A 20,402-nucleotide genomic window follows, 5' to 3' on the forward strand; every position below is an offset into this window, starting at 1 on the left:
GATGTGGCTCAGAAAAACGCCTCCATCCCCTCCACTCTCGGAACCGCCTCGGGCGCTCGCCGCCCCGAACCCCGGCAGGATATGGTCTAGTAAAACAGTCGATATTTACTTGCCACGCAACCATTATTCTTTGGAGAAATGAAAATAAAAAAGGCGGTTATTGGCCACTTTTTCGGTTTTATTGCTTGCGTTTATTTTCGGTCTGTACTATTCTTTACTTGTTGAGAGGGAATAGGCCCAAACAACAAAGCGCCCCGGTCAGTGCTCGAACACCAGACCGGGACTGCGTAGAACAGAAAGGCAAGTTTCATGTCCGACGGTAAAAACACAATCGCTCAGAAATCCGCTCCCCGCAAGGGTGATGCAGCCGGTAAGGCTTCCCCCGAACAGGTCCGCCGCTTTCAGGAAGCGCAGGCACGTAAAGCCGCTATGGAGGTTCCCACACTCAAGGCCGCAAAAGATATTGTCCCCGATGAAACCCGGGTTGCACAGATTGTGTCACATTTCGCGATTGAAACTGCCGATACAGATGAACTGATCGGGACAGGGGACGCCATTGTGCGCGATCAGTTCAATATCCTTTACCCCGTGCTGGTCAACCAGATTCGTGGTGACGACAACCTGACAGCCCTCAAGATGCACCTTGACCGCATTGTCGACGCTCTCGTCCGTTCCGCTATCGGGGCCGCAAACTTCTACGAAACCCGCCGTCAGATCGCAAGAGACGCAAAAGACCAGTTTGCAAATGAACACCGCGATCAGGACCGTATGGGCGTTGATGGTGGCGAAAATCAGGTTGTTAAATTGGCCCGGATTGCAGCCGAAAACGGCGTTAAAGCCTATTCCGTGACCTGCGTAGCAGAAGGGGCTTGCCGGGCTTATGCCGAACTGATGGGCGAAGAATGGAAAGCCTACCAGAACACACGCAGCAAGCAGCCCGTTGACGAGAAAGCAACAGCCGCCATGCTGGACGCGCTGGGTATCTGAAAACCAAGCCGGGGCTATCGCCCCGGCACTCCGTGCAGTTTTGGACAGAGTTTAATGACGGATCACGACAAACATTCTCACCCGTTCTTGCGGGCGATCCTGCCACCGCCTCAAAGGAAAAAAAATAAGGAAGATCGACTTAAAGCCATAGCGGCAGCTTTCCAAACCGTGGCCTTATCAATTGTCGCTGTGGGTTTGATCACGCCAATATTTAACGCTCCCCAGACGATCACACCCCAGAAAGTGTGGAGCGCTCTGGTTTTCGCCTCGACTCTGGAAATCTTGTCTTTGCTTTTCCTTCTTTACATCCCGTATAATGATACCGAGGAGGGTTGAGTTATGGACGATATGACACGCGTCATTTTGACTTTGGCTGTTCCTTTTTGCCTGATCACGGCTCTTATCGGGCTGGCTCTTGGTCCTATTGCAAATAAACTGGCCAAATTACGGCAGTCTCTCGAACGGTCTTAATAGAGTAGACGGGCAGGCCAGACCTGCCCCTCTTTACGCGCCAAACAGAATAAGGCGGCCTCGGCCGCCTTATGCGTATCTTGTCCGCTTAACCATAAGCGTATCGCCCGTTCCGGCCTGTCCAGTCAGCCTTCGGCTCCGCTACGCGGCGGCGCAACCCTCGCCAGGACGGAGTGGCCCGCCCCCAGAGCAGGGCAATAGCCCCGCCCTGGACGCAGGCCACTCCGTCAGGCTCAGGTCGCTCTGGACTGGACAGGCCGGAACGGGCTGAACACCACATCCTCAGGGAGAAGACACATCGTTCAGGTCACACCATATCTGACCAGTTTTGGAATCATGATACGTGTGTGCAAGGCAGTAACGGCCCCGACTGTTCTGGTCCCATGTCGCTATGAGGGGGCCGAGTGCTCCCAAAAAAATCAGACCACATGCCATAAGGACAAGCCGGACATATCCATGCCAGCGGGCTTCACGGTAAAACGTGTATTCCTGCGTCGGCAGGCGCTCGCGGATACGCTCGAAAACCTGATCCTTCAGCCCCTTCTCCAATGACAGCATGAAATGACTGAATAGCGCCTGCTGATCCTGTTTGAGTGACAGCTCCTGCTCTTTCAGGCGGGCTTCCCCAGTGTTTTGCAGGGCTTGGATGTTCTGGCAGCCTTTATCGAGTAACTCACACAGGCGCTCAGTGTCTTTCCTAGATATCTCAATAATCTGTTTGAGCTGAGCTTCAAAAGATTCCATGCGAGCTGAAGACGATTGGACCAGCCTTGCGTGGGCATCCATCGCGGCACGCACAGAGATGATCCATTGGCCAAGCGGAGTATGCGCATCAATCCCTTCCAACTGAGCAGCGCGTTCTAGCGATTTACCCGCTTCTAATAGAGCGTGTATCTCGGAATTGTCATGGTCAGGTGACATTATTATTCCCGGCCAGCCGCTGCATAGGGACTTTATGTCCATGCAGCGAAATCTGGTTCAAAATGGATAGAAAAAAGGAGGTTCAATATTTCGGCAGTTCCTTATCAATTAAGGAAGCCACGTCGTAATATTGGCAGTAGCAATGTTCTGCTCGATGACCTCAAGCCAGTTTTGAACTTGCCACCGCCGCATGGGGTCTAGAGGCTTACCAGTTATGCCGTTCTTACCTTCCGCAGCATCATGAAACGACAAGCCAGACAGTTGGACATCACGCATGCAGGTAAGTTTTGGGATGCGCAGGAATGCGACATCCATACCGTCAACATCGAGTAAACGGCTGTCAGTATAAAGCGGGGCAAATACATTATCGGGTTTATGTCCAACTGGGACAGCCCACTCGTTCAAGACAATGATACCCCTGCGCGGTTTGAACATCTGGCTTTCCCAGAGGCTCAAGAGATATTCAATGTCGCCCGGTTGGGGGCCGCACATAAATATGCCTGTCACGGGAAGACCCATGGCATCAGCTGCTTGAACAAGATTGTCCTCATTGGCCCATTCTTCGAGCGTACGATCCCCACCACCAACGTCAACAATCAGAGACGCCTTTTTTTCAATCGCAGCACTAAAAGCGTCAGTGTACCAGCGTTTCAGTTCCCCACTTTCTTCGCTGGCAGGACGGGGAAAGCCGTATTTGTCAAAGATTGTCGAATATTGGGAAAGGCCACGATTGCGCACATCCCCGTCAGCCAGAAGAACCGAGCGTCCCGCATAAATTGCCCGTTCGCTGAGCGGGCCGAGTATCGTGGAACCGCCAAGGTTGCCTCGACCTGCTTTGATCGCTGATATGTGCGGATTGGCTGGAACCGCTTCAGCCACAGGTGACTGGTCTGTTTTTCTAGTCATCTCAGTTAATCCTTGTTTCATTGCAAAGCGCAATGGAACAAGGATACGCGGGGTGGTTGTGAATACGGTTATTTGGACCTGTAACCGTTACCTAGTTTCATCTGCATCCATGAAATCATCGCTTTGATCACGTTCGTTCTGGTCGCATGGGGGATTGCTTCGAGCATGGGCATGCAATCAAGCGCCCATTCTCGATCAGTTTCATAAAATGATCTCCGAGGCAGGCCCGGCATTTGCTCAAAATCAATATTCCCGTCCGGTCTGCGCCCGGTTGCCGATAGAGGCATTAAGGCTTCCAGTGGGAGGTTTGCGGGCATTCCTTCAGGACGTGGTCCAACGTAGGGGGCAGGTAATGGCGTGTTCCGGGCGTCCCCATACCGGGGCGCCTGTTTTTTCATCGTGAAGTGCGTAGCAACCTGACCGATGGTTACTGAGGGGGGAGCAGACATATTTGACGTATTGTGTGTGTCAGAATGCGGCGCGGTTTGCGGTGCCGCCATGTCAGGGAAAAGGACGGATTGGCTACGCTCACGGCTTGCTGCAAGGCGGCGTTCTTGGACACCTTCGTCGGCTTTGAGCATAGCGATCTTCAAAGCTTCGCGGTCACTTTCCAGAGCCTTTTTGTTCTCTAAAGCCTCAACCCGCTGCGCCTCAAGAGCAACACGCTTGCTGTTATCAACGGCTGCCAACTTCTTGGTGGCTGCCGAGATGGTCTTCCTCACGCGGTACCATGTCTTTCTCGCGCAATCTTTAGTGGGGATTTCGCCATGAACATTGGTTAACCCCGCCTGAGCAAACCACTGACATAGTTTTTCCCAGTTCATCCGGTCTCCAGCAGCTTTGGCAACAATGCTGTCATGGTGAAGCCGGAGAAAACTAAACAATGGCGAGTGTCCTACTCCACCGCCCACTAATGACAACATGCTGTTGATATCGGGTGCCATGCATCCACTCATTTTGAACCCCCCCTCATAGCACCAGAAACCAGGCGCGGGCGTCAGACATCAAAAAACCGAAAATATTGGCAGAGACCATCTGACGCCTCTCTGCTGCGCATTTCGTGCCTATCAGATTCTTTTTCCCGAGACAATACCATCCCGCTTCTGTCGAAATAACGCGACAAAAGCGGGACAGTAAGAAAGCGTTTTCCATATACAAATGCAAACCTTTCGGTTTGCGCTTCGCGCTATCGCCATGAGGGACTGTCGTTGTCACGACATCCGGGGCAAGGCGAGGTAGAAATCCGCTTGAATGCGGCACTCGACAAAGAACGGATGCAGCCTTCTATGACCCTTATTGAGCGTATGTTTTTAGTTGTAATACCAAATCGTAATACGATAATGTCTCTACATTATGTAAGGAGGAAGTGATGGCTGGACCATTATCCATACGTCTTGACGACAGGTTGCGGCGGGATCTGGAACAGGAGGCGAGCTCTCAGGGTATCCCGCTGAGCAATCTGGTGAGAGACATCCTGAGTGCAGGAGCCAGAGCAGCCAAACGGCAACGTATTCATCAGGATAGTGCTCGGGTTGCCCATTATGCCTCGGAAACGCCAGAACGGCTGGCTCTCTTTGAAGAGACAGGTGGAGCCCATAGCAATGGCGTCTGATCGGCCAGTTGCCAGCACGATGATCTTTCGTCCTGGTCAGATCGTTCTGGCTGATTGGCGTGGGGATGCGCTTCCGAAAGAACCCAATAAGCGTCGTCCAGCTGTCGTTGTGGAAGATGATCTGTTTCCGGCCGAGTGGCCGAATGTCATTCTTGTCCCACTGACTGATGATGAGGGATTGGTCATCCCCGACCTGAGTGTCAGGCTCGATCCCTCACCAGAGAATGGTTGTTCCAAAGTCTGCTGGGCTGTTTGTGCGCTTGTTACGACAACGTCCAAATTGCGTGTTGTGCCGACGGATAGTTCAGTTCGGTCTGAACAGCTGGAGATGATGCGTAAACAGATCGCATTTCTCATCGGGGCAGATATTTAACGACTTCCGCTGACAAACCGTATTCACAACTACACGCATCATACTCTTGCTTTCATAATGGAAGGGAGAGATGAGCGTGGTCGATACAAGTCAGCAAAAAATAGCAGATATTTTGGTGACGCTCCTGTCAAAGAGCGATGTCATGGGGACGGATATCAAAGATATCCTGAAGTTGCTCAGCCCAGCAGATGATGACGATGAAAGTGCTAAAATCTCTGAGGCGCTGTCTCAGATGGCTAACGCCATTACTGGGCTATCTGACACACTGAATGGTGTACAGGCGTCTGTCGATGAACTGGTCAGAGTTGCCAGATCAGGAGGACTGGCATGATCACCTTTCGCAAATTAACAGCGAATGGGGCCGGAAAGCTCATCGTGGCTTATTTGAGGGAACATCAATTAGAGCCAGAAAATGATGTTCGTACTGATCGTGATCTGGACAAAAACACGGAAAATGGAGAGCGGCTGAACTCTTATTATACTGGCCGGGAAGGGAAAGGGGCATGGGCTCCTAATATTGGGGCTCATATTGCTGACGCTTTGGGTATTGATACAACTAAACCGCCGACGGATGAGGCTCTGGCAAGGCTTTTTGAAGCGACAAGAGCTGACACAGGAGTGGCATGGAAAAATACTGGCAGAAAACGTGAGATATCCGGGTTTGATTTCACAGCTTCGCCAGATAAGTCTGTCACGCTAGCAGCTGAGTTTGCGGCGACTAAAGCAGAACAGGCTCTGATCTGGCAGGCAATTCATCTTGCCAATGACCGTGCGCTTCGTTTGATAGGTTCGGAAATAGGCCTTGCCAGGAGAGGGTCTGGAGATAAAGCCTTCGAAGAAGAAGGCGAGGTGGCATGGGTTTCTTTTCGTCATTATACAGCTCGACCAGCCTTACATATTCAGGATGGTGAAGCTGGGGCCACGGCTTCAGTGGAAATCCCTGTGCCGGGTGATCCGCAAGCCCACATCCATAACGTTATGCTCAATGCGGTGGCGACAGAGAGTGGGCATGTTGGATCACTAGACAGCGCGCGTCTGACCAAAGTGACGGCTCATCTTTATGGTGCGTATTTTCAGGCTGAGCTGGCGCAGGAGCTGCGAAAACTTGGCGTGCAGGTTGCGCCTGACGCGCGTGGTAAGGCGGTTGTTATTGAGGCTATCCCCAGAGAGGCCTGTGAGGCGTTTTCCAAGCGGTCGAGGCAGGCCGAGCAGCAGGCAAAGGCTTTTGTAAAACGTCAGGGTGGCGACTGGAATACCATGACGGCCGATCAGAAGTTTCAGGTGTTGCATCAGGCCAATCTGGCTTACCGTTCCAAAAAATATGATGGCACGAATGATCGGGAGATATGGCGCGAGCAGGCCAGGGAAATGGGCTGGGAGCATAAGACTGTTCTCACTGATGAAAAGCCCAGAGAGCTTTCGGAGCAGGAGCGTTTCGAGAAAGCTTATGAGGTCGCGGCCAAACTGTTGGCAGAGGAGTTTCGCACTGCTGCGGTGCTGGATAAAAACATGTTCCGGGTACACGCAGCCCATGGGCTGATCGCGTCAGGGATAGCGTCCTGTGCAGACATAGACCGTGTTGCGGAGATGATTGAAGAACGGGGCATCATGATGAATGGAGAGATGGTCCTGTTCGTTGAGAAAGAGCGCGACCGGTTGGTTCAGATTGCGACAACAGCTCAGGTGGCGCTTGAAGAGGAAATGGCGGAGTTGGCTGGCCTGGCGTCGAGAACGCAGACAGGCGTGTTGCCGAGCGAGCAGATCGCGGCGGCTATTGCGCGTTCAGGGTTGGATTTTGAGCGCGAGCCAGATCATGGCAAGGCACAGCTCGCGGCCATTTATGCGATGGGGGAGGCTGGCCAGCTTGCCTTCCTGACGGGTGTCGCAGGGGCTGGTAAGACCACCTTGCTCCAGCCGTTGGTGGATGCATGGAAACATGATGGGCGGCGGATGGTCGGGGCAGCACTGGCATGGCGTCAGGCTGACGCCCTGTCGGACGCGGGTATCGAAGAGCGCTATGCTCTTGCGCCCCTTCTGAGAAAAATTGAAGATGGGAGCCTTAGTCTCGACTCAGATAGCGTTCTGGTTCTGGATGAAGGGAGCCAGATTGCACCAGGTCAGATGTTACAGATCCTGCGTTACCAGCGCGAAGCAGGCTTTGCCTTACGCATTCTGGCCGACCGTGAACAGGCTCAGGCGATTGAAGCAGGTGACGCTGTGGAACTGCTTATGCGTGTCCTTCCCAAGGAAGCGCAGCCTGCTCTTCTTAGCACCGTTCGTCAGAAAACAGTCCGCGGGCGTGAAATCGCCGGCTTGTTTCGGAGCCCCGGCCGAGACCTGACACTTTCTGAGGCAAAGCAGAAAGAGCAGGATACTCAACGTGCGCGACAGGCGATCGACATGAAGCGTAAGGACGGTACGTTCAGTCTTGTCGGCGGCGATCACACACAGGTCGTGGAAAACATCGCGGACTTTTATCTTAAACGTCGTGACATGCTGACGGCGGCCGGGTCAAAACGTGGGATTACAATGTCAGCTCCTACCAACGAAGACGTCATGGCCCTCAGTATTGCTGTGCGTGAAAGGCTGCGTGTTCGGGGTGAAATTGGAAAAGAAGAGATCGTTCGGGCGGCCATAGATCAAAGAGAAGAGGAATATGATTTACCGCTCTCTGTTGGCGACAGGGTGCGCCTTTTTTCGAGGACAAATTGCCTCACGCGATCAAACGATCGGAGCCGTTGGCGCCAGTTGGGGAACAATGGTGATTTTGTCGACGTAAAAGGATGGAACGACAACGGTATCGTCCTGCGGAATGGTAAGGGCGTTGAAGGTTTTGTCCCATGGGAGCGTTTGGCGGACCAGAAAACGGGACGGATCAAGTTAGGCTTCGGTCACGCCATGACGATTGATGCCGCTCAGGGCATCACCTCTGATGAACATATTAACGCCATGCCCCGGGGAACGACAGCAATTACGGGGTTTACAGCCTATGTCGCTGAGAGCCGTCACGTTTTGACCAGTTGGACGAAGATCGCTGAAGCCCCGGTCACAGAGGCAGAAACCTTTGCCCGTCCATTAGGAGATAAGACCCCTGTAACGATTGAGGATATTCTGAATCGTATTGCTGGTGACATGGGGAGACACCCATACAAGGCTCTGGCAATCGATCTGGAAGGTGTTGAGCTAAAGTATCAGAACGATCTTCGTCGTTGGATTACACAGGCGCATGTCAATGAGAAGGCAAGGCAGGCAGGGAAGTCCCCCGGTGAGAAGCAAAGAGCACGACAGGCCAGTCGTGGACTGCGCACGATAACGCCAGAACAGTGGGATGATGTGAGCCGCAAACTTCGACGTCAGGCCTATCAGACACAGAATGTGGCTGAGGCGATCAAGAAATCAGTTGATGGGCTGAAACATGACCAGCAAGCAATGCGCGCCCGACAACAGGAGCAGTCGCGTGACAGAGGCAGAAGTCGCAACGCTGAGCCAGATTTGTAAAGGGAGAACAACGCTGTGGATGATAGTGTGATGGAAATGGAGCAGCTGATTGTGATGTTGGCTCCGCTGATCGCGCTGGAGCGTGAAGCGGAAAATTGTCAGAATATCGCGGAATACCAAGCTTTCCGGCGAAGGATTGAAGATGTCAATCAGGTTGCTCTTGAAGGATTGAGGCAATTTATTGAAGACCGGCCGAGCTGGGGTATCGCAGATATGCAGTCAGCCTATTATTTTCTCAGCAAGCATTCTGCTCTGGTCAATTCTAAAACTGATCAAGGGGTTCTGACATCTTTAGTCAACAAGGCGTGGCGATGGCAGAGAGGCTGGATGAGCTAATCACATCCAAAAAGACTCTTTTGTGAAGGTGAGTCTTAATTCACAATCCCGAAAAATGCTTCGAGCAGACCGTCAAGCCCACTCAGGCAGGCTTGACGATGCTCACGATCAAAGAGAATAAGAGTTTTTATTTCCTATCGATAGGCTGCTTTCTGATACAAAAACTTTAGTATTCATTGTTGAGGAAATGATATATTTTCAATTCTGATTTTTTTGTTAAGCTGGTCTTTGAAGGACTTCTCTTCATCGTTATTTTCAACTCTAATGCCGAGACAAAAGCATAACAAAGATAAGTCGTGCCCCTTATTATTTAAATCGAGGTCCGTGATAAATTCACCCTCAATCAAATATCCCAACCATCTTCGGCACCAGAGAGAAATTATGTACATATACTTCATTTCAACATAGGGGGGTTTCTCAATCTTAGATAGCTCGAGAATTGTATTCACGTCATAGTGTCCGGTAATTTTATTTCTAAATTCCCTATTCGTATCTATAATATTTTTAAATTTTCGACTTTTTATTATCGACTTTATTTTTTTCAGCTTAGACATAATAATATCAAATTCTGGACCATCACATGAGTGTGATTCTTTGTGTTTTTCCTTAATTTTTGAGGCAATGTCGTCATCAAATAAAAAATGGAAAATATAAAATAGAGATAGTGTCCTCACTGTTTGCGTTTTACCACATTCAATCTTGCTAACCTCGAACATCTTCAATAAAGAAATTAGCAAATCATTTATTACGCATTCTACAATTATATTGTACCCTGAGCGGCAAAAATTTCTCTTTTCAGAGAAAATTCTTTCAGAATTACTTTTATTATTTGACATCAATCTCCAAGCAGAATATTTTTTTCTGGCTTGCTGCCACGCAACAATGAAGGTTTCATATGATTTTTTGATATTATCATACTCACCTTTCATTTTTTCCAATTCTTTATCTTTGATCATTTGGCTCAACCTATTCTCTGTCGATGTTGTTTCATGTGCTAAAATGAGGCAGGATCATCGCTCTCTCATTTTACTGTCAGTGTAGATCGCTCCCACCTATCATGATGTACCTTAGATATAGGATTCCTACCAAATAAAGATAAGACCTACTTTGGCTGGTTAGACTGACGATTAATGAAAAATTTCGTTGAAATTTAGGATTTCGACAAAAATATCTTGATCATTCTCTGTGCGGAAATAAGCAAGCTTTCCCTGAGGTTTCGATGCTCTGGATATCTCCCTCTTTCCATTCACACAGATAGTGTTGAAATATCATTAAGCACATTCTGGTTGGGCACTTTCGAAACTACCAGTTCACCTCCTGCGTCTCGGGCTGCGATATCCAATATTTCCTGCCAGGCATGCGTGGATAATTTTAGGAGCATTACTTCTCCGTTAATTTCTACAAGAGCCGCAGCTCGATTTATTTTATTGGGTTTAGTGTTTGTCATGGTTTTTATCCGCTTTGGCTTTGCGTTGTAGACGATGAGGACCTGAATCCTTCCTCAGAAAGTTTTGGCTTCCATAATCTCGTTGATGTTGGTGGTATAACGCTGCGAAAGCATACCTTGCCGGGGCTGCCATTTATTCTGTAGCCCCGCACTCAAGAGGCTCATGGTGCCTTTTCCGAAACGCTGGTTCACGGCATCCATAGCTTTTGTCGCTTGTCGTGTGCGCTCATTGGTTGTCGCAAATAAGGTATTCTGCCGGCATGTTGGTGCCAGATCGTTGAAACTGACTCCTGCTTTGGCATAGCGATACCCATTCTTCCACATGACTTTCAACAATCGGGTCGCGTGTGCGACCAGTGCGAACGTGTCGTTTGTTGGCTCGCAGGATATCGAAATCTGGGGTGCGTACCAACCATCCTGTCGTCTATGAGGATTGGTCTGGATAAAAACAGCGATATGGCCCGTGTCCAGATCTTCCGCACGGAGTTTCTCAGCAGCTCGGGAGGTGAAGGTCGTAATGGCCTCACGCATGTCGGTGTATTCGGTGACGGGCTGTCCGAACGAACGTGAACAGGTCATACCTTTCCGCTGTTCGATAATTTCTGAAAGGGCCATGCAGCTGTCACCCCGGAGTTCGGCCTGAAGACGTACCCCCGTAATCATCATTAACTTTCTGATCAGGGCCTCATCCGCTTCGACAAACTGCTGGATGCTCCGGATGCCGACTTCCTCAAGGCGCGGCACCAAGCGGCGACCGATCCCCCACACTTCACTGACCGGCAGATTACGATAGTATCTCTGCCGTGTCGCCGGATCACTCAGATCACATAGTCCTTCCAGCTCAGGACGATCCTTTGCGATATAATTGGCCAGCTTGGCTATGGCTTTCGTCGGTCCCCATCCCACGCACGTTGGTATTTTTGTTATTTGCTCAACTGTGGCGCGTATCTGGTCACAGCGCTGCGCCAAATCACCGGAGAAACCGGCCAGATCAAGAAACATTTCATCAATCGAGTATGCTTCTACGCGTGGCACATGATCCAGAAGGACTTCGTAGACACGCCGAGACATGTCCGCATAGAGCGGATAATTGCTTGAATACCAGGCCACGTCTTTCAGATTTCTCTGGGTTTTAATGAGATGCCATGCATCGCCCATTTTAATCCCAAGGTTTTTTGCTTCTTTTGTTCTTGCTATGGCGCACCCATCATTATTGCTGAGCACAACGACAGGTTTATGCTTCAGGGTAGGGTCAAAAGTGCGCTGGCAGGAACAATAGAATGCGTTGCAGTCGATGAGCCCATACATGATTCAGACCTCAGTTCGGACCAGTCCTGTGACACTTCCCCAGATTTCGACGTCTCGCATGGGATCAACACGTAATGGCTGCTGTGCATCGTTGCCGGACACGAGAAACCAGTGTCCGTTACGGTTCTGGAGTTCAGCCAGCAGTATCTGCCCGCCTGCACATGCAATGACGAGCGCACCAGATACAGGATCACCTGCCGTGTCAGCAATTAGGATGTCTCCGCTCAGGACACCGCGTGAGACAAAATTTAGACCCTGCACCCGCACAGGATAACGGCTGGGTTTGCGCAAGGAGAGTATCTCCGACAAGTCAATCGGCCCTTCAATTGAGTCGGCGGCGGGACTTGCAAACCCTGTCGTCCTGTCACCTGCATAGTGCCCCGGCATGTTCATCCTCCCAGTATGGGAACATAAAGAGAACAAGGCGGGGCTTCCTGTCAAGAGATTCGTCCCGTCTGGGCAGACTTCGACAAGCTATGCGTAAAGGGTGATGCGCGTCCGGCTGTCGTTATGAGGGCGACGCGTTAATCTGGTTTAGTGCCTGAGACACCATATTTCGTGCAGCGGCTTCTTGCGCTCCAGTGCGTATTTCGAAATTGACGAGAGTTTCATAGAGGGTCTTGTCCACATCTGGACTGATCATGACGACCCCGGGCCTCTGGTTGACTGGCAGTGGGGCAGGCCGGTTACGAAAGAGACACGCGAAGGGTAGGTATGGTGGTAAGGGAAGCGGCTTCCCAAACAGAGAAAGCATGTCTTCTCTTGGCTGGGCATTCTCTCCTGCAATTTTGGCCAGTCGATTATAAATCTCAGCTAAACCGCCGTTGAGAGCTGGCAGGTTCGTCGTGTCCACCAGATCATCCCCCTGACATAAATGATCGAGCACCTCCTGATGATCACTGCTGGAGTGCGAGCCAGTGCTTGTGGCGTTGTACCGGCTTGAGGTGTTCATCACCAATGGCGTATAGATCCTGTTCGTGCCTGATGGCTTGACGCCAGCATAAAACAGACGCGTGTAAATTCTCTTTCCTCGAAAGAGAATAATCGCCTGCCCCTGACGCAGACTTTGAATATCACTCCAGGAGATGCGTTTGACCTCTCGGATATCAGCCCTCATCTGATCATCATAGACGCCAGCGATTGGCGCGTTATCGTAGCCAGAGAGCACGCTGACCTGCATGGTGCCACCGGCCTGTTCGACCCATTCTTTGGTCGGCCCGGAATCTTCAATATTTTCGAATATCTTGAGTTTTGGGTTGCCCAGCAGGGGGGCTGCATCATCCTTGCCAAGGGTCGCATATAGCGAACCCACCTCCTGAAAGGAGAGAAACATGCTCATGTTGAGTTCTCTGGCCTGCGCCAGCATCACGTTGACGTCTTTTGTGGCGAAATAATTGAACTCATCATAAATCTGGAGATAGGGCGTTTTCGCCGATGACGGGCGGTTTGTTACCAGGTCCTCGTAATCGCCTTCGATGGAAGCCCCCAGAGCGGCAGCCATGGCGTACCGCTGTGCGGTAATGAAAGTCTTCCCGATGGCGGCATTTGTACTGCGGTCGTTTTCAAGAGAGGGCAGCAGAACAATCAGATTGCGGCGATTGTACTGGACATCGGTTAAATCAACATCAGGCACTTCACAATTGAAGATATGACCATAGGTCGTCGTCATCATGGTGAAGGTTTTTGCGAACCCACCGACGACATAAGAATGCTGCTCGCGCACCTTATCCTGATTGGCCGCATCACCTTTGGCGGCTGAGTATCCCCCGGTTTCTTCAACATAGGACCGAACGGGCTGGAGCATAGCTTCAGGGAAATGCTCTGGCAGCGGGATGGACCGAATTTTTTGTTGCCTGAAATCGAAGTAAGAAAATCGACGGTGCCGGTTTTTCGTATCCTGCGTCTTCACCAGATCAATGAGGCTTTGGATGCTGGAAAAATTGGCGCGGATGGTGGCGGCCGTGATGGGTATGCCTGCATGATCTCTCATCCAGACAAAAATCTGTGAGACGCTGCCAAATAACGCTTCCGCCCTATCTCTGAAATGGGCGGAATTCCCTCCTCCTTTTTCTTCGGGGAGAAAAAGTGTGCGCAGGAGTTCTGCCATACCCTCAGCATTGACTGATGAGAAGGGATTCCACGTGTTGGTTTTGCGGTCTCCACTGGAAACGAGGAAGTTGATGACCCGCATGTTGGCCTCCACGCCCCATTTTCTCTGCAAGGCCTGCAGTGAGAAAACAAGATTGTTGGAGGCTTTCCCGTCAATAATGGTGAAGCCCGTTCCTTGGGCCAGAGCACTACATAACAGGCTATAGATGAACTGGGTTTTCCCAGACCCTGTAGCCCCGGGTAGCAAGCCGTGCATTGTCAGATCGCCACCCGCAACCCAGACCTGCTGACCGGTATTTTCGTCCCAGCCAAGAAGCCAGTCCCCTTCTGCCTTGCCAGGCATTTCCGCACCGGGGCGTTTGGGGTTGGGGACTGGATTGCCGTAGTCTTTACGCGATGAGCACGCAGGAATGCGCAACGGCATAATAGTCGGCCGGCTGAGCACATAGCCAGTGTAGGCCAGCGAAATTGGCAGCAGAAGAGGTGTCAGGGCGGGCATGGTAAAGGCAAGAGCTGCAAATGTGAGCGGCCCGGCCGCTGAAATTTCAGAGGTAAGGGCCTCCTGAAATTGCGTACCGAGCGTTCTGGTGTCCCGATAGGCAATGCCGCCCCGCTGTTCGTGGTGGTCTTGCGGTCCGTCGATACGACGGCGGATCATGGCCATGGGTTTAATTCAATCCAAATGCCGAGTTGGGGTTGTCCTGTGGTGTGGGTTGGATGGGCTGTGGTCGTGCCATATCAGTAGGAGCGCGTGGCATGTCACGGGTATTGTATTTTGGAAGGTCTGGACGGAGGATCTGAGCGGACGGTGCTGACGGGGCTTCACGACCGGATGACAGATGTCGTCCTCCCCAGAAAGCAAAGGCGGCAACAATCACAAGGGGTACAATTTGTCTGGCATAACGCGTGGCTATGCTTCCATTCCTCTTGTTGCCTGCAGACGCGTGTAATGTCTGAGGGGGAACGGATAAGGCCTGCTCTGCTGGATGATCCGAGCTGAGAATCACCACTCCTTCAGAGCCGGAGTGGATGGTGATGGGACGATCCTGAGGTGAAAGATAGATAAGCATCGCGGGCTCCTGTGATGATGATGGAATCATCATGACGGAACCACTTGTGAATACGGCATAGGACACACTTTACGCGCATATGCTTCCATTGCTTCAATAGTGACGGCTCCCTCCTGATCCACCAGTTGCTGGAAAACATGGTCCACACAGAGCACAATGATACAGATCGGCGCATAGTGAACGGCATTGAGAACATGCCCGCAGAGGGCATCTTCTTCATAATCAATGCTCAGACCAAAGTTTGTCGGACCGGATGCGGATGTCCATTGCTCTTCTGCCATACGAACGATAACCGGCAGGAGTGCATCAGGGGCGAGTAGGCGGCGCAGTGTCCACGCGTCCTGTTTTTGTCCAACGACAATCCGATAGGAGCGCATGGTGAATAAGGCTGATAGAGCATCTATCAGGCGTTCAAGATTGATCATGCAAATCTTCTTTTTTTCCATGCTGGCAACCTTGGTCTCCGGGATCCTGCGAAGAGGACACGGGCCATGCGGTAAGCAACAGGCAGGGTGAGCCCAAACCAGGCCATACATCCGAATATGAGGATGCTGATGACGGCGAGAATGAAAGTCCATTCCCGCATGTGGCCCAGCCAGATCACCATTGGTATGAGGGATCGACAGTCCAGAATGAAGAGATGAACGGGTTCTGAGGAGTAACGCCACATGGTTACATCTCCACATCTCTGGCTTTACGGGCGACTTCTTCGGTGATGCGCTTCTCGTTGAGAGCCTGAGTGATGGACTGGAGATACGTCTGCCCATGATCTTCAACGGCTTCACGGGTCAGGGAAGGCCATCTGTTCCGGGGCGCATCGAGTAATTTGTTACGAAACGCACGGGTGACGGGCAAAAATTCCCTGATTGGTGTGCGGGTGCCATCCGCAGAAGGTAGGAGACGTTGATTGACGATAAGCCGCACATTCTCGACAAACGCGATTGTCAGGCTATCCCGCTGATCTGCTGGGCATAACGCTTCAATCCGGCGGATTGTGGAAGGAGGGTCGAATGTATGGACAGAGGAGATCAGGCGATGACCTGAAATCATGGCCTGAATGGCGGCTTCCATCGTCTCAGGGTCTCGGCATTCTCCGACAACGATGTCCGTGGGCTCCTGTCGCATGGCGGCACGGATGAATTCGGCAAAAGATTTGATCTGACGCGGAACTTCACTTTGGCTGATGGTGGCGTTTTTACGTTCTACCAGATCATAAAGAATTTCCAGAGGTGCTGAGCCTTCCACGATATTGCAGTGGCAGTCAGGATTTTCCAGCCGATCTCGATTGATACCGCCAATGAGGGTTGTTTTACCGCTCCCTGTGGCACCACATATTAAGTATCCACCATTATCGCCTTCCAACGCCTCACGGAGCCTGGGTTCGATGTTCTGTTCGCTCAGGGGGCGAGGATTAGATGCCAGTGGGCGGATCGTCATGTTGATGCCGCGTTCAGCACCGATGGTCGCGGCAACCGCGTTAATTCTGAATGGATAACGGGGTTTCGTTTTGTCGGGCCAAATTGTGTAAGACAGATCGACGGTTCCGCCTTGTGTCAGCACACTGGTAGCGGTCTCGCTGCCATACATCTGACGTAGAGCGTGTTGAACCCAATGGTTTCCCAGACGATCTTCCGTCACTTCTGAGTTCCGACCGTGGACACGAATTTCCACGGGTTGGTCTGTCTGGATCTGGATGCGTGAGGCTCCAAGGTCCGCGCAGTGAATCAAAAGCGCATTCAGGTCTATGTCTATAGGCAGTTTATCCATTGGATTTACTCCGGCTGTGCATTGGACCAGCGTCTGTCAGCTCAACGATACGTTTGTGCAGGCGCAGCAAACGCTTCGGTATATCCAGTTCTGCGGAGGCTTTATGACCGTTCCAGAGTAAATGGATATAGTGTTGGACAGGCTCACGCAGAGACGCCGGAGCCTGCGAAATATCGTAGCCATAGAATGTTTCGGAGCGCGTGACGTGATCAAGTTGTCGCAGGGTGGTTGTCATGTCGCTGTCGAGTTGGCTGTCCCGCAGGAGATAGCGTTTGAGGACCCATACTCGCAGATCACTGGCTGCACTTCTGGCGGCCAGAAAATAAACGCAAAGCGTCTGGTCATCAGTTCGCATGACGTGTGTTTGCCTCGGTCGTCATCAGGGTTGTGAGGGTTCGCTCAAGTTGAGGGGCCGGACAGGGTGTCCCTGACAGACATTCTGCCCGCCAGTGTTCCATGACGCCTTCGGCCTCTGTGCAGCTGGTGGTGACGATGGCATGAAGAGGGCGCCCGGGCATGGGATAGGGCAGGGCGCACAGAATGAGCCACAGATCTCGATCAACCAGTTGGACAATTGAGAACAGGCTAGGATTTACAACACCAGCTTTGCGTCTCGCCTCCTGAAGGAGAGACATGAGTGCGGGACGAACGTAAGCATGTCTGGCTGCAATTTCGATGCCGACTGTCCAGTTGCCCGCCTCATAGAGGGATTGCATTTGCTGGCTAAATTTTTTGTCCAATTGAATGAAATGGCGGATTTCTCCCTTTTTCCATTGCCCGGATAATGCGGCGGACAGTTTTTCGAGCAGTGTCTGTGCCTGATCCTTCTGTCTTGCGTGATACAGGCTGAATGTCATGAAGAGACAGAGTTCAACCCCAGAGAGGCGGGCCGGACCTTCCCAGACTCTTCCCAGCTGCTGGCTCAAAGCATCATAGGCGAGACGGATGGTCTGAGGCTCATCGACAGAACCGGGCGCGTAGCGGAGCAACCACTCGTCTGGGGTGAGGGGAGGATCCATAGGTAGTAATGGCTTCCCGGCGGGCTGGGGTGGAGAGAGTTTCGGGTTTCCGCCGACCCATGCCTGACCGATGGGATGAATAGCGGCCAGCATCCTTGTCATATCATTAAGACCAAACCGATGACGGTAGATGGCACGCGGTGCCTTGACGGCGCAGAGGAAACCCAGAACAGCGAAAAGAGCCAAAGCCGGAAGCAGAATGATCCGACCTGTTATGGTATTCAGGTCCCACAGTGTTTGTGCGGACACTTTATCTGGTTTCGCATGTGTAAGGCTGTTCAGTATGTGGTCGTACTGATGCGTGAAGAGGGAGACCACATGGAGTTCCATGCCAGCGAATGTCAGTAGAACGGTCGCAATCTGCGCATGGAATTCATACCAGAGCAGTAAGCATAGGCACGCGATGACCAGGATGACCCCGATAATCGCCAGAAGCACGTGGTCAGGATCTGTGTCCCGGCCTGTGGATTGGCGTGCACCACTCATGGTGTTTCCTCCCCGGCATGCCAGTGAGCCCGGTTGGCGTCCAGTCCAGGTTGGGAGCGAATACGGATTTCCGTATCATCGACACGCAGCTGGTCATGGCCACCTTGTGTATCGCGATGCAGGAAGGCGACTTCAGGCGGTTCAACTTTCCCCGCTTTCAGTAAGACCCGGTAACGGGCCATACCGATAAGATCACGCTGAAGACGTCCAAGATCATCAAGGAACACTTCTACGGCCTGTCGTTCTCCCGCGGCCCAGCCCCGGGCGACAGCTTCGCGCCATATCTCGACTTCATGGCGTGTGCGGGGCCGTTGTGCATCTATCGGCGGATCTGGGGGTGATACGGATCTGACCAGCCATGTTCGCCATTGCGGCGGCAAGGAAACGAGCTGCGCCTGTCGGGTGATCCGATACACCTGACGGGTCTCGCGTGCTGTTTGTCCACTGTCATCCAGAGCGAATGCCATCTGTGCCTCGGTGACGACTGGAGGACGGATGAGCGTTTGTCCATTGCCTGCTGGCAGAACGACTGTCCGGAAATCGAATTCCCGATCCAGCACCGCTTCATAACGACGCAGCATATCATTGATGGCAAATGATCGGGCGGCCAGTCCTCCCTGTGCTCCATAAGCCCATGCAGCCTGTTTGATAGCTTCATCCCGCCCGTTACTGCTTTCCACGTGGGGTGAATACCCAGGGCGGACGGCCATGAGAGATTCCAGAGAAGGTGGTCTTGTGATGTCGGTCAGGCCCGGTTGTTCTGATGATCCTCCAATGGGGTTATCGAGGGGGTTTGCTGCGCCCATGTGCTGCTCTGGGACAGCGGGGACAGGAAGAGGAATGGGTTGGACTTGTTGAGCACGGAGCGTTCCAATCGGATTGGATAATGCGACAGAGGCCAGAAGAAGCGAGATTTTACGCATGGCGGTAAACCCGGATTGAATGGTGGAGAATGTCGATATCGACTTCCATGTCGGGGTTCCCTGCGGCGGCCAGTTGATTCAACAACTCCCCAGCCGTTGAGCTTGCCTGATGGATAGAGACAATGGGGCTGTCAGGTATCGGTTTAGACAGGACGTTGTATCCGACCGTGCGGGCGATTTGTCTGACGCCCTCGTCAAGCGACCCTGTCCAATCCCATCGCAATGGCCTGTTCATCTCAGAAGGAAGAACAGAACCTGGGCGCTGCATTGGAAATCGAACCTGTCCTAACGTGTCCATCCGCCCGAGCAGGTTGGACATTTCGAGCGAAACAGCTTGATGATGCGCGTCAGGTACTGGTTTGTGCTGGCAGGCTCCCAGAAAGAGAGCGCCTGTCAGTAATATGGCCGTAGCGTGAGAAGGTATTGTCATACCTCCATAATCAGCCATTTGGTTGTGAATGCGGCAGGCTGATGACGTGCTTCCAGACCTTGAGCTGGTAAGCCTGATTATATTCTGGCGTGCGTGAGTTATAATTCCCTACACGCTGCCAGAATTCCTTAGGGTGTTGTGGGGTTTCGCTTCCCAGTTCGCGCGCGAGTATCCACGCGCCGATATGGACGTTCAGACATCCATCGTTGACGATCTGATCGCGGGTTATCCCCTTATTTGCCAGTTCAGGTAAGTGGGACGAGTTAATCTGGGCCGGGCCCATATCATATGTACCGTTGTGGTTGCGGACAGTTTGGCCAACGCGACCACCTTCTGTAGCGAGGATGCCCAGAAAGAGCGGAACAGAAATCCGATACTGATTGGCCGCGTCTATGGCGCATGAGCGCAGGCTTCCTGATAGGTGATCCTGCTGCAATGGTGGGCTGGTAAAGTCTGGCGTTTTGGAAGGGGTCTCTTCCTTTTTGTGTTGCGCGACATATGATAGAATCCATGCGCCTGCGGCAATGTTGGTGCAAACGTCGTTGCGGATCATATCCTGTCGGAAACCAGCTTTTTCAAGTATAGGTAGCCAGCCTTCCTGAATGCCCATAAGACCAATATCATTGGAGTGTTCTTTATGTATAATTCTTATAAGCACCTCATCGGATAGGTGATAGAAATTGGCGATCTCATGAAGGCACACTGGTGGTAATGTCATTTTTTAGTCTCGAAAATTAGA

General features: G+C 51.9%; 24 protein-coding genes. 8 read left to right on the top strand and 16 right to left on the bottom strand.

All coding sequences use genetic code 11. The features are described 5' to 3' along the window. The first annotated feature begins 309 nt into the window (after positions 1–309). The 3 genes from PY793_RS09405 to PY793_RS09415 are packed head-to-tail and all read left to right on the top strand — an operon-like array spanning position 310 to position 1,458. Positions 310–987, top strand: a complete 678-nt coding sequence (locus PY793_RS09405) for a hypothetical protein (protein ID WP_275177835.1) — start codon at positions 310–312, stop codon at positions 985–987. 54 nt (positions 988–1,041) lie between these two features. Beyond that, on the top strand, positions 1,042–1,323 hold the full coding sequence (locus PY793_RS09410) for a hypothetical protein (protein ID WP_275177836.1): 282 nt from the start codon (positions 1,042–1,044) through the stop codon (positions 1,321–1,323). Positions 1,324–1,326: 3 nt separating this feature from the next. Further along, positions 1,327–1,458, top strand: a complete 132-nt coding sequence (locus tag PY793_RS09415; protein ID WP_275177837.1) for a hypothetical protein — start codon at positions 1,327–1,329, stop codon at positions 1,456–1,458. Positions 1,459–1,740: 282 nt separating this feature from the next. Here the strand turns inward: PY793_RS09415 and PY793_RS09420 are convergent, their stop codons facing one another. The 3 genes from PY793_RS09420 to PY793_RS09430 form a co-directional block, all read right to left on the bottom strand. Beyond that, on the bottom strand, positions 1,741–2,379 hold the full coding sequence (locus PY793_RS09420; protein ID WP_275177838.1) for a hypothetical protein: 639 nt from the start codon (positions 2,377–2,379) through the stop codon (positions 1,741–1,743). 108 nt (positions 2,380–2,487) lie between these two features. After that, positions 2,488–3,285 carry a hypothetical protein gene (locus PY793_RS09425; protein WP_095350569.1) on the bottom strand — a complete coding sequence of 266 codons (798 nt, stop codon included), beginning with the start codon at positions 3,283–3,285 and terminating at the stop codon, positions 2,488–2,490. A 68-nt stretch (positions 3,286–3,353) separates the two neighbouring features. After that, positions 3,354–4,229: a hypothetical protein gene (locus PY793_RS09430; protein ID WP_275177839.1), complete on the bottom strand. Its 876-nt coding sequence runs from the start codon at positions 4,227–4,229 to the stop codon at positions 3,354–3,356. A gap of 425 nt (positions 4,230–4,654) precedes the next feature. Between PY793_RS09430 and PY793_RS09435 the strand changes: the two genes are divergently transcribed. From PY793_RS09435 to PY793_RS09455, 5 genes are all read left to right on the top strand, one after another. Beyond that, the gene (locus PY793_RS09435; protein WP_249208575.1) at positions 4,655–4,897 is read left to right on the top strand and encodes a hypothetical protein; all 243 of its coding nucleotides are present in this window, start codon (positions 4,655–4,657) and stop codon (positions 4,895–4,897) included. Next, positions 4,887–5,270, top strand: coding sequence for a type II toxin-antitoxin system PemK/MazF family toxin (locus PY793_RS09440; protein ID WP_212346601.1), 384 nt, complete (start codon positions 4,887–4,889; stop codon positions 5,268–5,270). Before PY793_RS09435 ends, PY793_RS09440 begins: the two co-directional genes overlap by 11 nt. Positions 5,271–5,340: 70 nt before the next feature. After that, the gene (locus tag PY793_RS09445; RefSeq protein ID WP_212346598.1) at positions 5,341–5,601 is read left to right on the top strand and encodes a hypothetical protein; all 261 of its coding nucleotides are present in this window, start codon (positions 5,341–5,343) and stop codon (positions 5,599–5,601) included. Beyond that, positions 5,598–8,768, top strand: a complete 3,171-nt coding sequence (mobF, locus tag PY793_RS09450) for a MobF family relaxase (protein WP_275177840.1) — start codon at positions 5,598–5,600, stop codon at positions 8,766–8,768. The genes PY793_RS09445 and mobF overlap by 4 nt, the downstream gene beginning before the upstream one ends. Before the next feature lie 15 nt (positions 8,769–8,783). Then, a complete protein-coding gene (locus PY793_RS09455) occupies positions 8,784–9,104 on the top strand; it encodes a hypothetical protein (RefSeq protein WP_275177841.1) in 321 nt (106 codons plus the stop codon). A 173-nt stretch (positions 9,105–9,277) separates the two neighbouring features. On the opposite strand, the gene PY793_RS09460 is transcribed toward PY793_RS09455, so the two are convergent. The 13 genes from PY793_RS09460 to PY793_RS09520 form a co-directional block, all read right to left on the bottom strand. Next, positions 9,278–10,060: a hypothetical protein gene (locus PY793_RS09460; RefSeq protein ID WP_275177842.1), complete on the bottom strand. Its 783-nt coding sequence runs from the start codon at positions 10,058–10,060 to the stop codon at positions 9,278–9,280. 290 nt (positions 10,061–10,350) lie between these two features. Beyond that, the gene (locus tag PY793_RS09465; protein ID WP_212346545.1) at positions 10,351–10,551 is read right to left on the bottom strand and encodes a hypothetical protein; all 201 of its coding nucleotides are present in this window, start codon (positions 10,549–10,551) and stop codon (positions 10,351–10,353) included. A 54-nt stretch (positions 10,552–10,605) separates the two neighbouring features. Further along, positions 10,606–11,859 carry a Y-family DNA polymerase gene (locus PY793_RS09470; RefSeq protein ID WP_275177843.1) on the bottom strand — a complete coding sequence of 418 codons (1,254 nt, stop codon included), beginning with the start codon at positions 11,857–11,859 and terminating at the stop codon, positions 10,606–10,608. 3 nt (positions 11,860–11,862) lie between these two features. Further along, the gene (locus PY793_RS09475) at positions 11,863–12,246 is read right to left on the bottom strand and encodes a LexA family protein (protein WP_212346538.1); all 384 of its coding nucleotides are present in this window, start codon (positions 12,244–12,246) and stop codon (positions 11,863–11,865) included. Positions 12,247–12,367: 121 nt separating this feature from the next. Continuing rightward, positions 12,368–14,632: a type IV secretory system conjugative DNA transfer family protein gene (locus PY793_RS09480; protein ID WP_275177844.1), complete on the bottom strand. Its 2,265-nt coding sequence runs from the start codon at positions 14,630–14,632 to the stop codon at positions 12,368–12,370. Between the two features lie 435 nt (positions 14,633–15,067). Next, positions 15,068–15,484 (bottom strand): hypothetical protein, encoded by a 417-nt coding sequence (locus PY793_RS09485; RefSeq protein WP_275177926.1) that lies wholly within the window; start codon positions 15,482–15,484, stop codon positions 15,068–15,070. Beyond that, positions 15,460–15,708 (bottom strand): IcmT/TraK family protein, encoded by a 249-nt coding sequence (icmT, locus tag PY793_RS09490; RefSeq protein ID WP_212346514.1) that lies wholly within the window; start codon positions 15,706–15,708, stop codon positions 15,460–15,462. Before icmT ends, PY793_RS09485 begins: the two co-directional genes overlap by 25 nt. Positions 15,709–15,710: 2 nt before the next feature. Beyond that, positions 15,711–16,805 (bottom strand): type IV pilus twitching motility protein PilT, encoded by a 1,095-nt coding sequence (locus PY793_RS09495; protein WP_275177845.1) that lies wholly within the window; start codon positions 16,803–16,805, stop codon positions 15,711–15,713. After that, a complete protein-coding gene (locus PY793_RS09500; protein WP_253518829.1) occupies positions 16,798–17,160 on the bottom strand; it encodes a hypothetical protein in 363 nt (120 codons plus the stop codon). Before PY793_RS09500 ends, PY793_RS09495 begins: the two co-directional genes overlap by 8 nt. Continuing rightward, the gene (locus PY793_RS09505) at positions 17,150–18,310 is read right to left on the bottom strand and encodes a secretion/conjugation apparatus DotM-related subunit (protein WP_275177846.1); all 1,161 of its coding nucleotides are present in this window, start codon (positions 18,308–18,310) and stop codon (positions 17,150–17,152) included. Before PY793_RS09505 ends, PY793_RS09500 begins: the two co-directional genes overlap by 11 nt. Then, complete coding sequence (locus tag PY793_RS09510; RefSeq protein WP_253518825.1) at positions 18,307–19,020, bottom strand: type IV secretion system DotC family protein; 714 nt, start codon at positions 19,018–19,020, stop codon at positions 18,307–18,309. Before PY793_RS09510 ends, PY793_RS09505 begins: the two co-directional genes overlap by 4 nt. A gap of 205 nt (positions 19,021–19,225) precedes the next feature. Continuing rightward, positions 19,226–19,663: a DotD/TraH family lipoprotein gene (locus PY793_RS09515; RefSeq protein ID WP_212346471.1), complete on the bottom strand. Its 438-nt coding sequence runs from the start codon at positions 19,661–19,663 to the stop codon at positions 19,226–19,228. 10 nt (positions 19,664–19,673) lie between these two features. Next, the gene (locus PY793_RS09520; protein ID WP_275177847.1) at positions 19,674–20,381 is read right to left on the bottom strand and encodes a transglycosylase SLT domain-containing protein; all 708 of its coding nucleotides are present in this window, start codon (positions 20,379–20,381) and stop codon (positions 19,674–19,676) included. Positions 20,382–20,402 lie beyond the last annotated feature (21 nt).

The sequence above is a fragment of the Acetobacter fabarum genome, assembly GCF_029069195.1.
GTDB classification, from domain to species: domain Bacteria; phylum Pseudomonadota; class Alphaproteobacteria; order Acetobacterales; family Acetobacteraceae; genus Acetobacter; species Acetobacter fabarum_A.

Excerpts from the sequence above, each read along its gene's own strand:
- PY793_RS09405 (WP_275177835.1), top strand. The coding sequence starts at position 310 with ATGTCCGACGGTAAAAACACAATCGCTCAGAAATCCGCTCCCCGCAAG.
- PY793_RS09410 (WP_275177836.1), top strand. The coding sequence starts at position 1,042 with ATGACGGATCACGACAAACATTCTCACCCGTTCTTGCGGGCGATCCTG.
- PY793_RS09415 (WP_275177837.1), top strand. The coding sequence starts at position 1,327 with ATGGACGATATGACACGCGTCATTTTGACTTTGGCTGTTCCTTTTTGC.
- PY793_RS09420 (WP_275177838.1), bottom strand. The coding sequence starts at position 2,379 with ATGTCACCTGACCATGACAATTCCGAGATACACGCTCTATTAGAAGCG.
- PY793_RS09425 (WP_095350569.1), bottom strand. The coding sequence starts at position 3,285 with ATGACTAGAAAAACAGACCAGTCACCTGTGGCTGAAGCGGTTCCAGCC.
- PY793_RS09430 (WP_275177839.1), bottom strand. The coding sequence starts at position 4,229 with ATGGCACCCGATATCAACAGCATGTTGTCATTAGTGGGCGGTGGAGTA.
- PY793_RS09435 (WP_249208575.1), top strand. The coding sequence starts at position 4,655 with ATGGCTGGACCATTATCCATACGTCTTGACGACAGGTTGCGGCGGGAT.
- PY793_RS09440 (WP_212346601.1), top strand. The coding sequence starts at position 4,887 with ATGGCGTCTGATCGGCCAGTTGCCAGCACGATGATCTTTCGTCCTGGT.
- PY793_RS09445 (WP_212346598.1), top strand. The coding sequence starts at position 5,341 with ATGAGCGTGGTCGATACAAGTCAGCAAAAAATAGCAGATATTTTGGTG.
- mobF (WP_275177840.1), top strand. The coding sequence starts at position 5,598 with ATGATCACCTTTCGCAAATTAACAGCGAATGGGGCCGGAAAGCTCATC.
- PY793_RS09460 (WP_275177842.1), bottom strand. The coding sequence starts at position 10,060 with ATGATCAAAGATAAAGAATTGGAAAAAATGAAAGGTGAGTATGATAAT.
- PY793_RS09465 (WP_212346545.1), bottom strand. The coding sequence starts at position 10,551 with ATGACAAACACTAAACCCAATAAAATAAATCGAGCTGCGGCTCTTGTA.
- PY793_RS09470 (WP_275177843.1), bottom strand. The coding sequence starts at position 11,859 with ATGTATGGGCTCATCGACTGCAACGCATTCTATTGTTCCTGCCAGCGC.
- PY793_RS09475 (WP_212346538.1), bottom strand. The coding sequence starts at position 12,246 with ATGCCGGGGCACTATGCAGGTGACAGGACGACAGGGTTTGCAAGTCCC.
- PY793_RS09480 (WP_275177844.1), bottom strand. The coding sequence starts at position 14,632 with ATGGCCATGATCCGCCGTCGTATCGACGGACCGCAAGACCACCACGAA.
- PY793_RS09485 (WP_275177926.1), bottom strand. The coding sequence starts at position 15,484 with ATGGAAAAAAAGAAGATTTGCATGATCAATCTTGAACGCCTGATAGAT.
- icmT (WP_212346514.1), bottom strand. The coding sequence starts at position 15,708 with ATGTGGCGTTACTCCTCAGAACCCGTTCATCTCTTCATTCTGGACTGT.
- PY793_RS09495 (WP_275177845.1), bottom strand. The coding sequence starts at position 16,805 with ATGGATAAACTGCCTATAGACATAGACCTGAATGCGCTTTTGATTCAC.
- PY793_RS09500 (WP_253518829.1), bottom strand. The coding sequence starts at position 17,160 with ATGCGAACTGATGACCAGACGCTTTGCGTTTATTTTCTGGCCGCCAGA.
- PY793_RS09505 (WP_275177846.1), bottom strand. The coding sequence starts at position 18,310 with ATGAGTGGTGCACGCCAATCCACAGGCCGGGACACAGATCCTGACCAC.
- PY793_RS09510 (WP_253518825.1), bottom strand. The coding sequence starts at position 19,020 with ATGGCCGTCCGCCCTGGGTATTCACCCCACGTGGAAAGCAGTAACGGG.
- PY793_RS09515 (WP_212346471.1), bottom strand. The coding sequence starts at position 19,663 with ATGACAATACCTTCTCACGCTACGGCCATATTACTGACAGGCGCTCTC.
- PY793_RS09520 (WP_275177847.1), bottom strand. The coding sequence starts at position 20,381 with ATGACATTACCACCAGTGTGCCTTCATGAGATCGCCAATTTCTATCAC.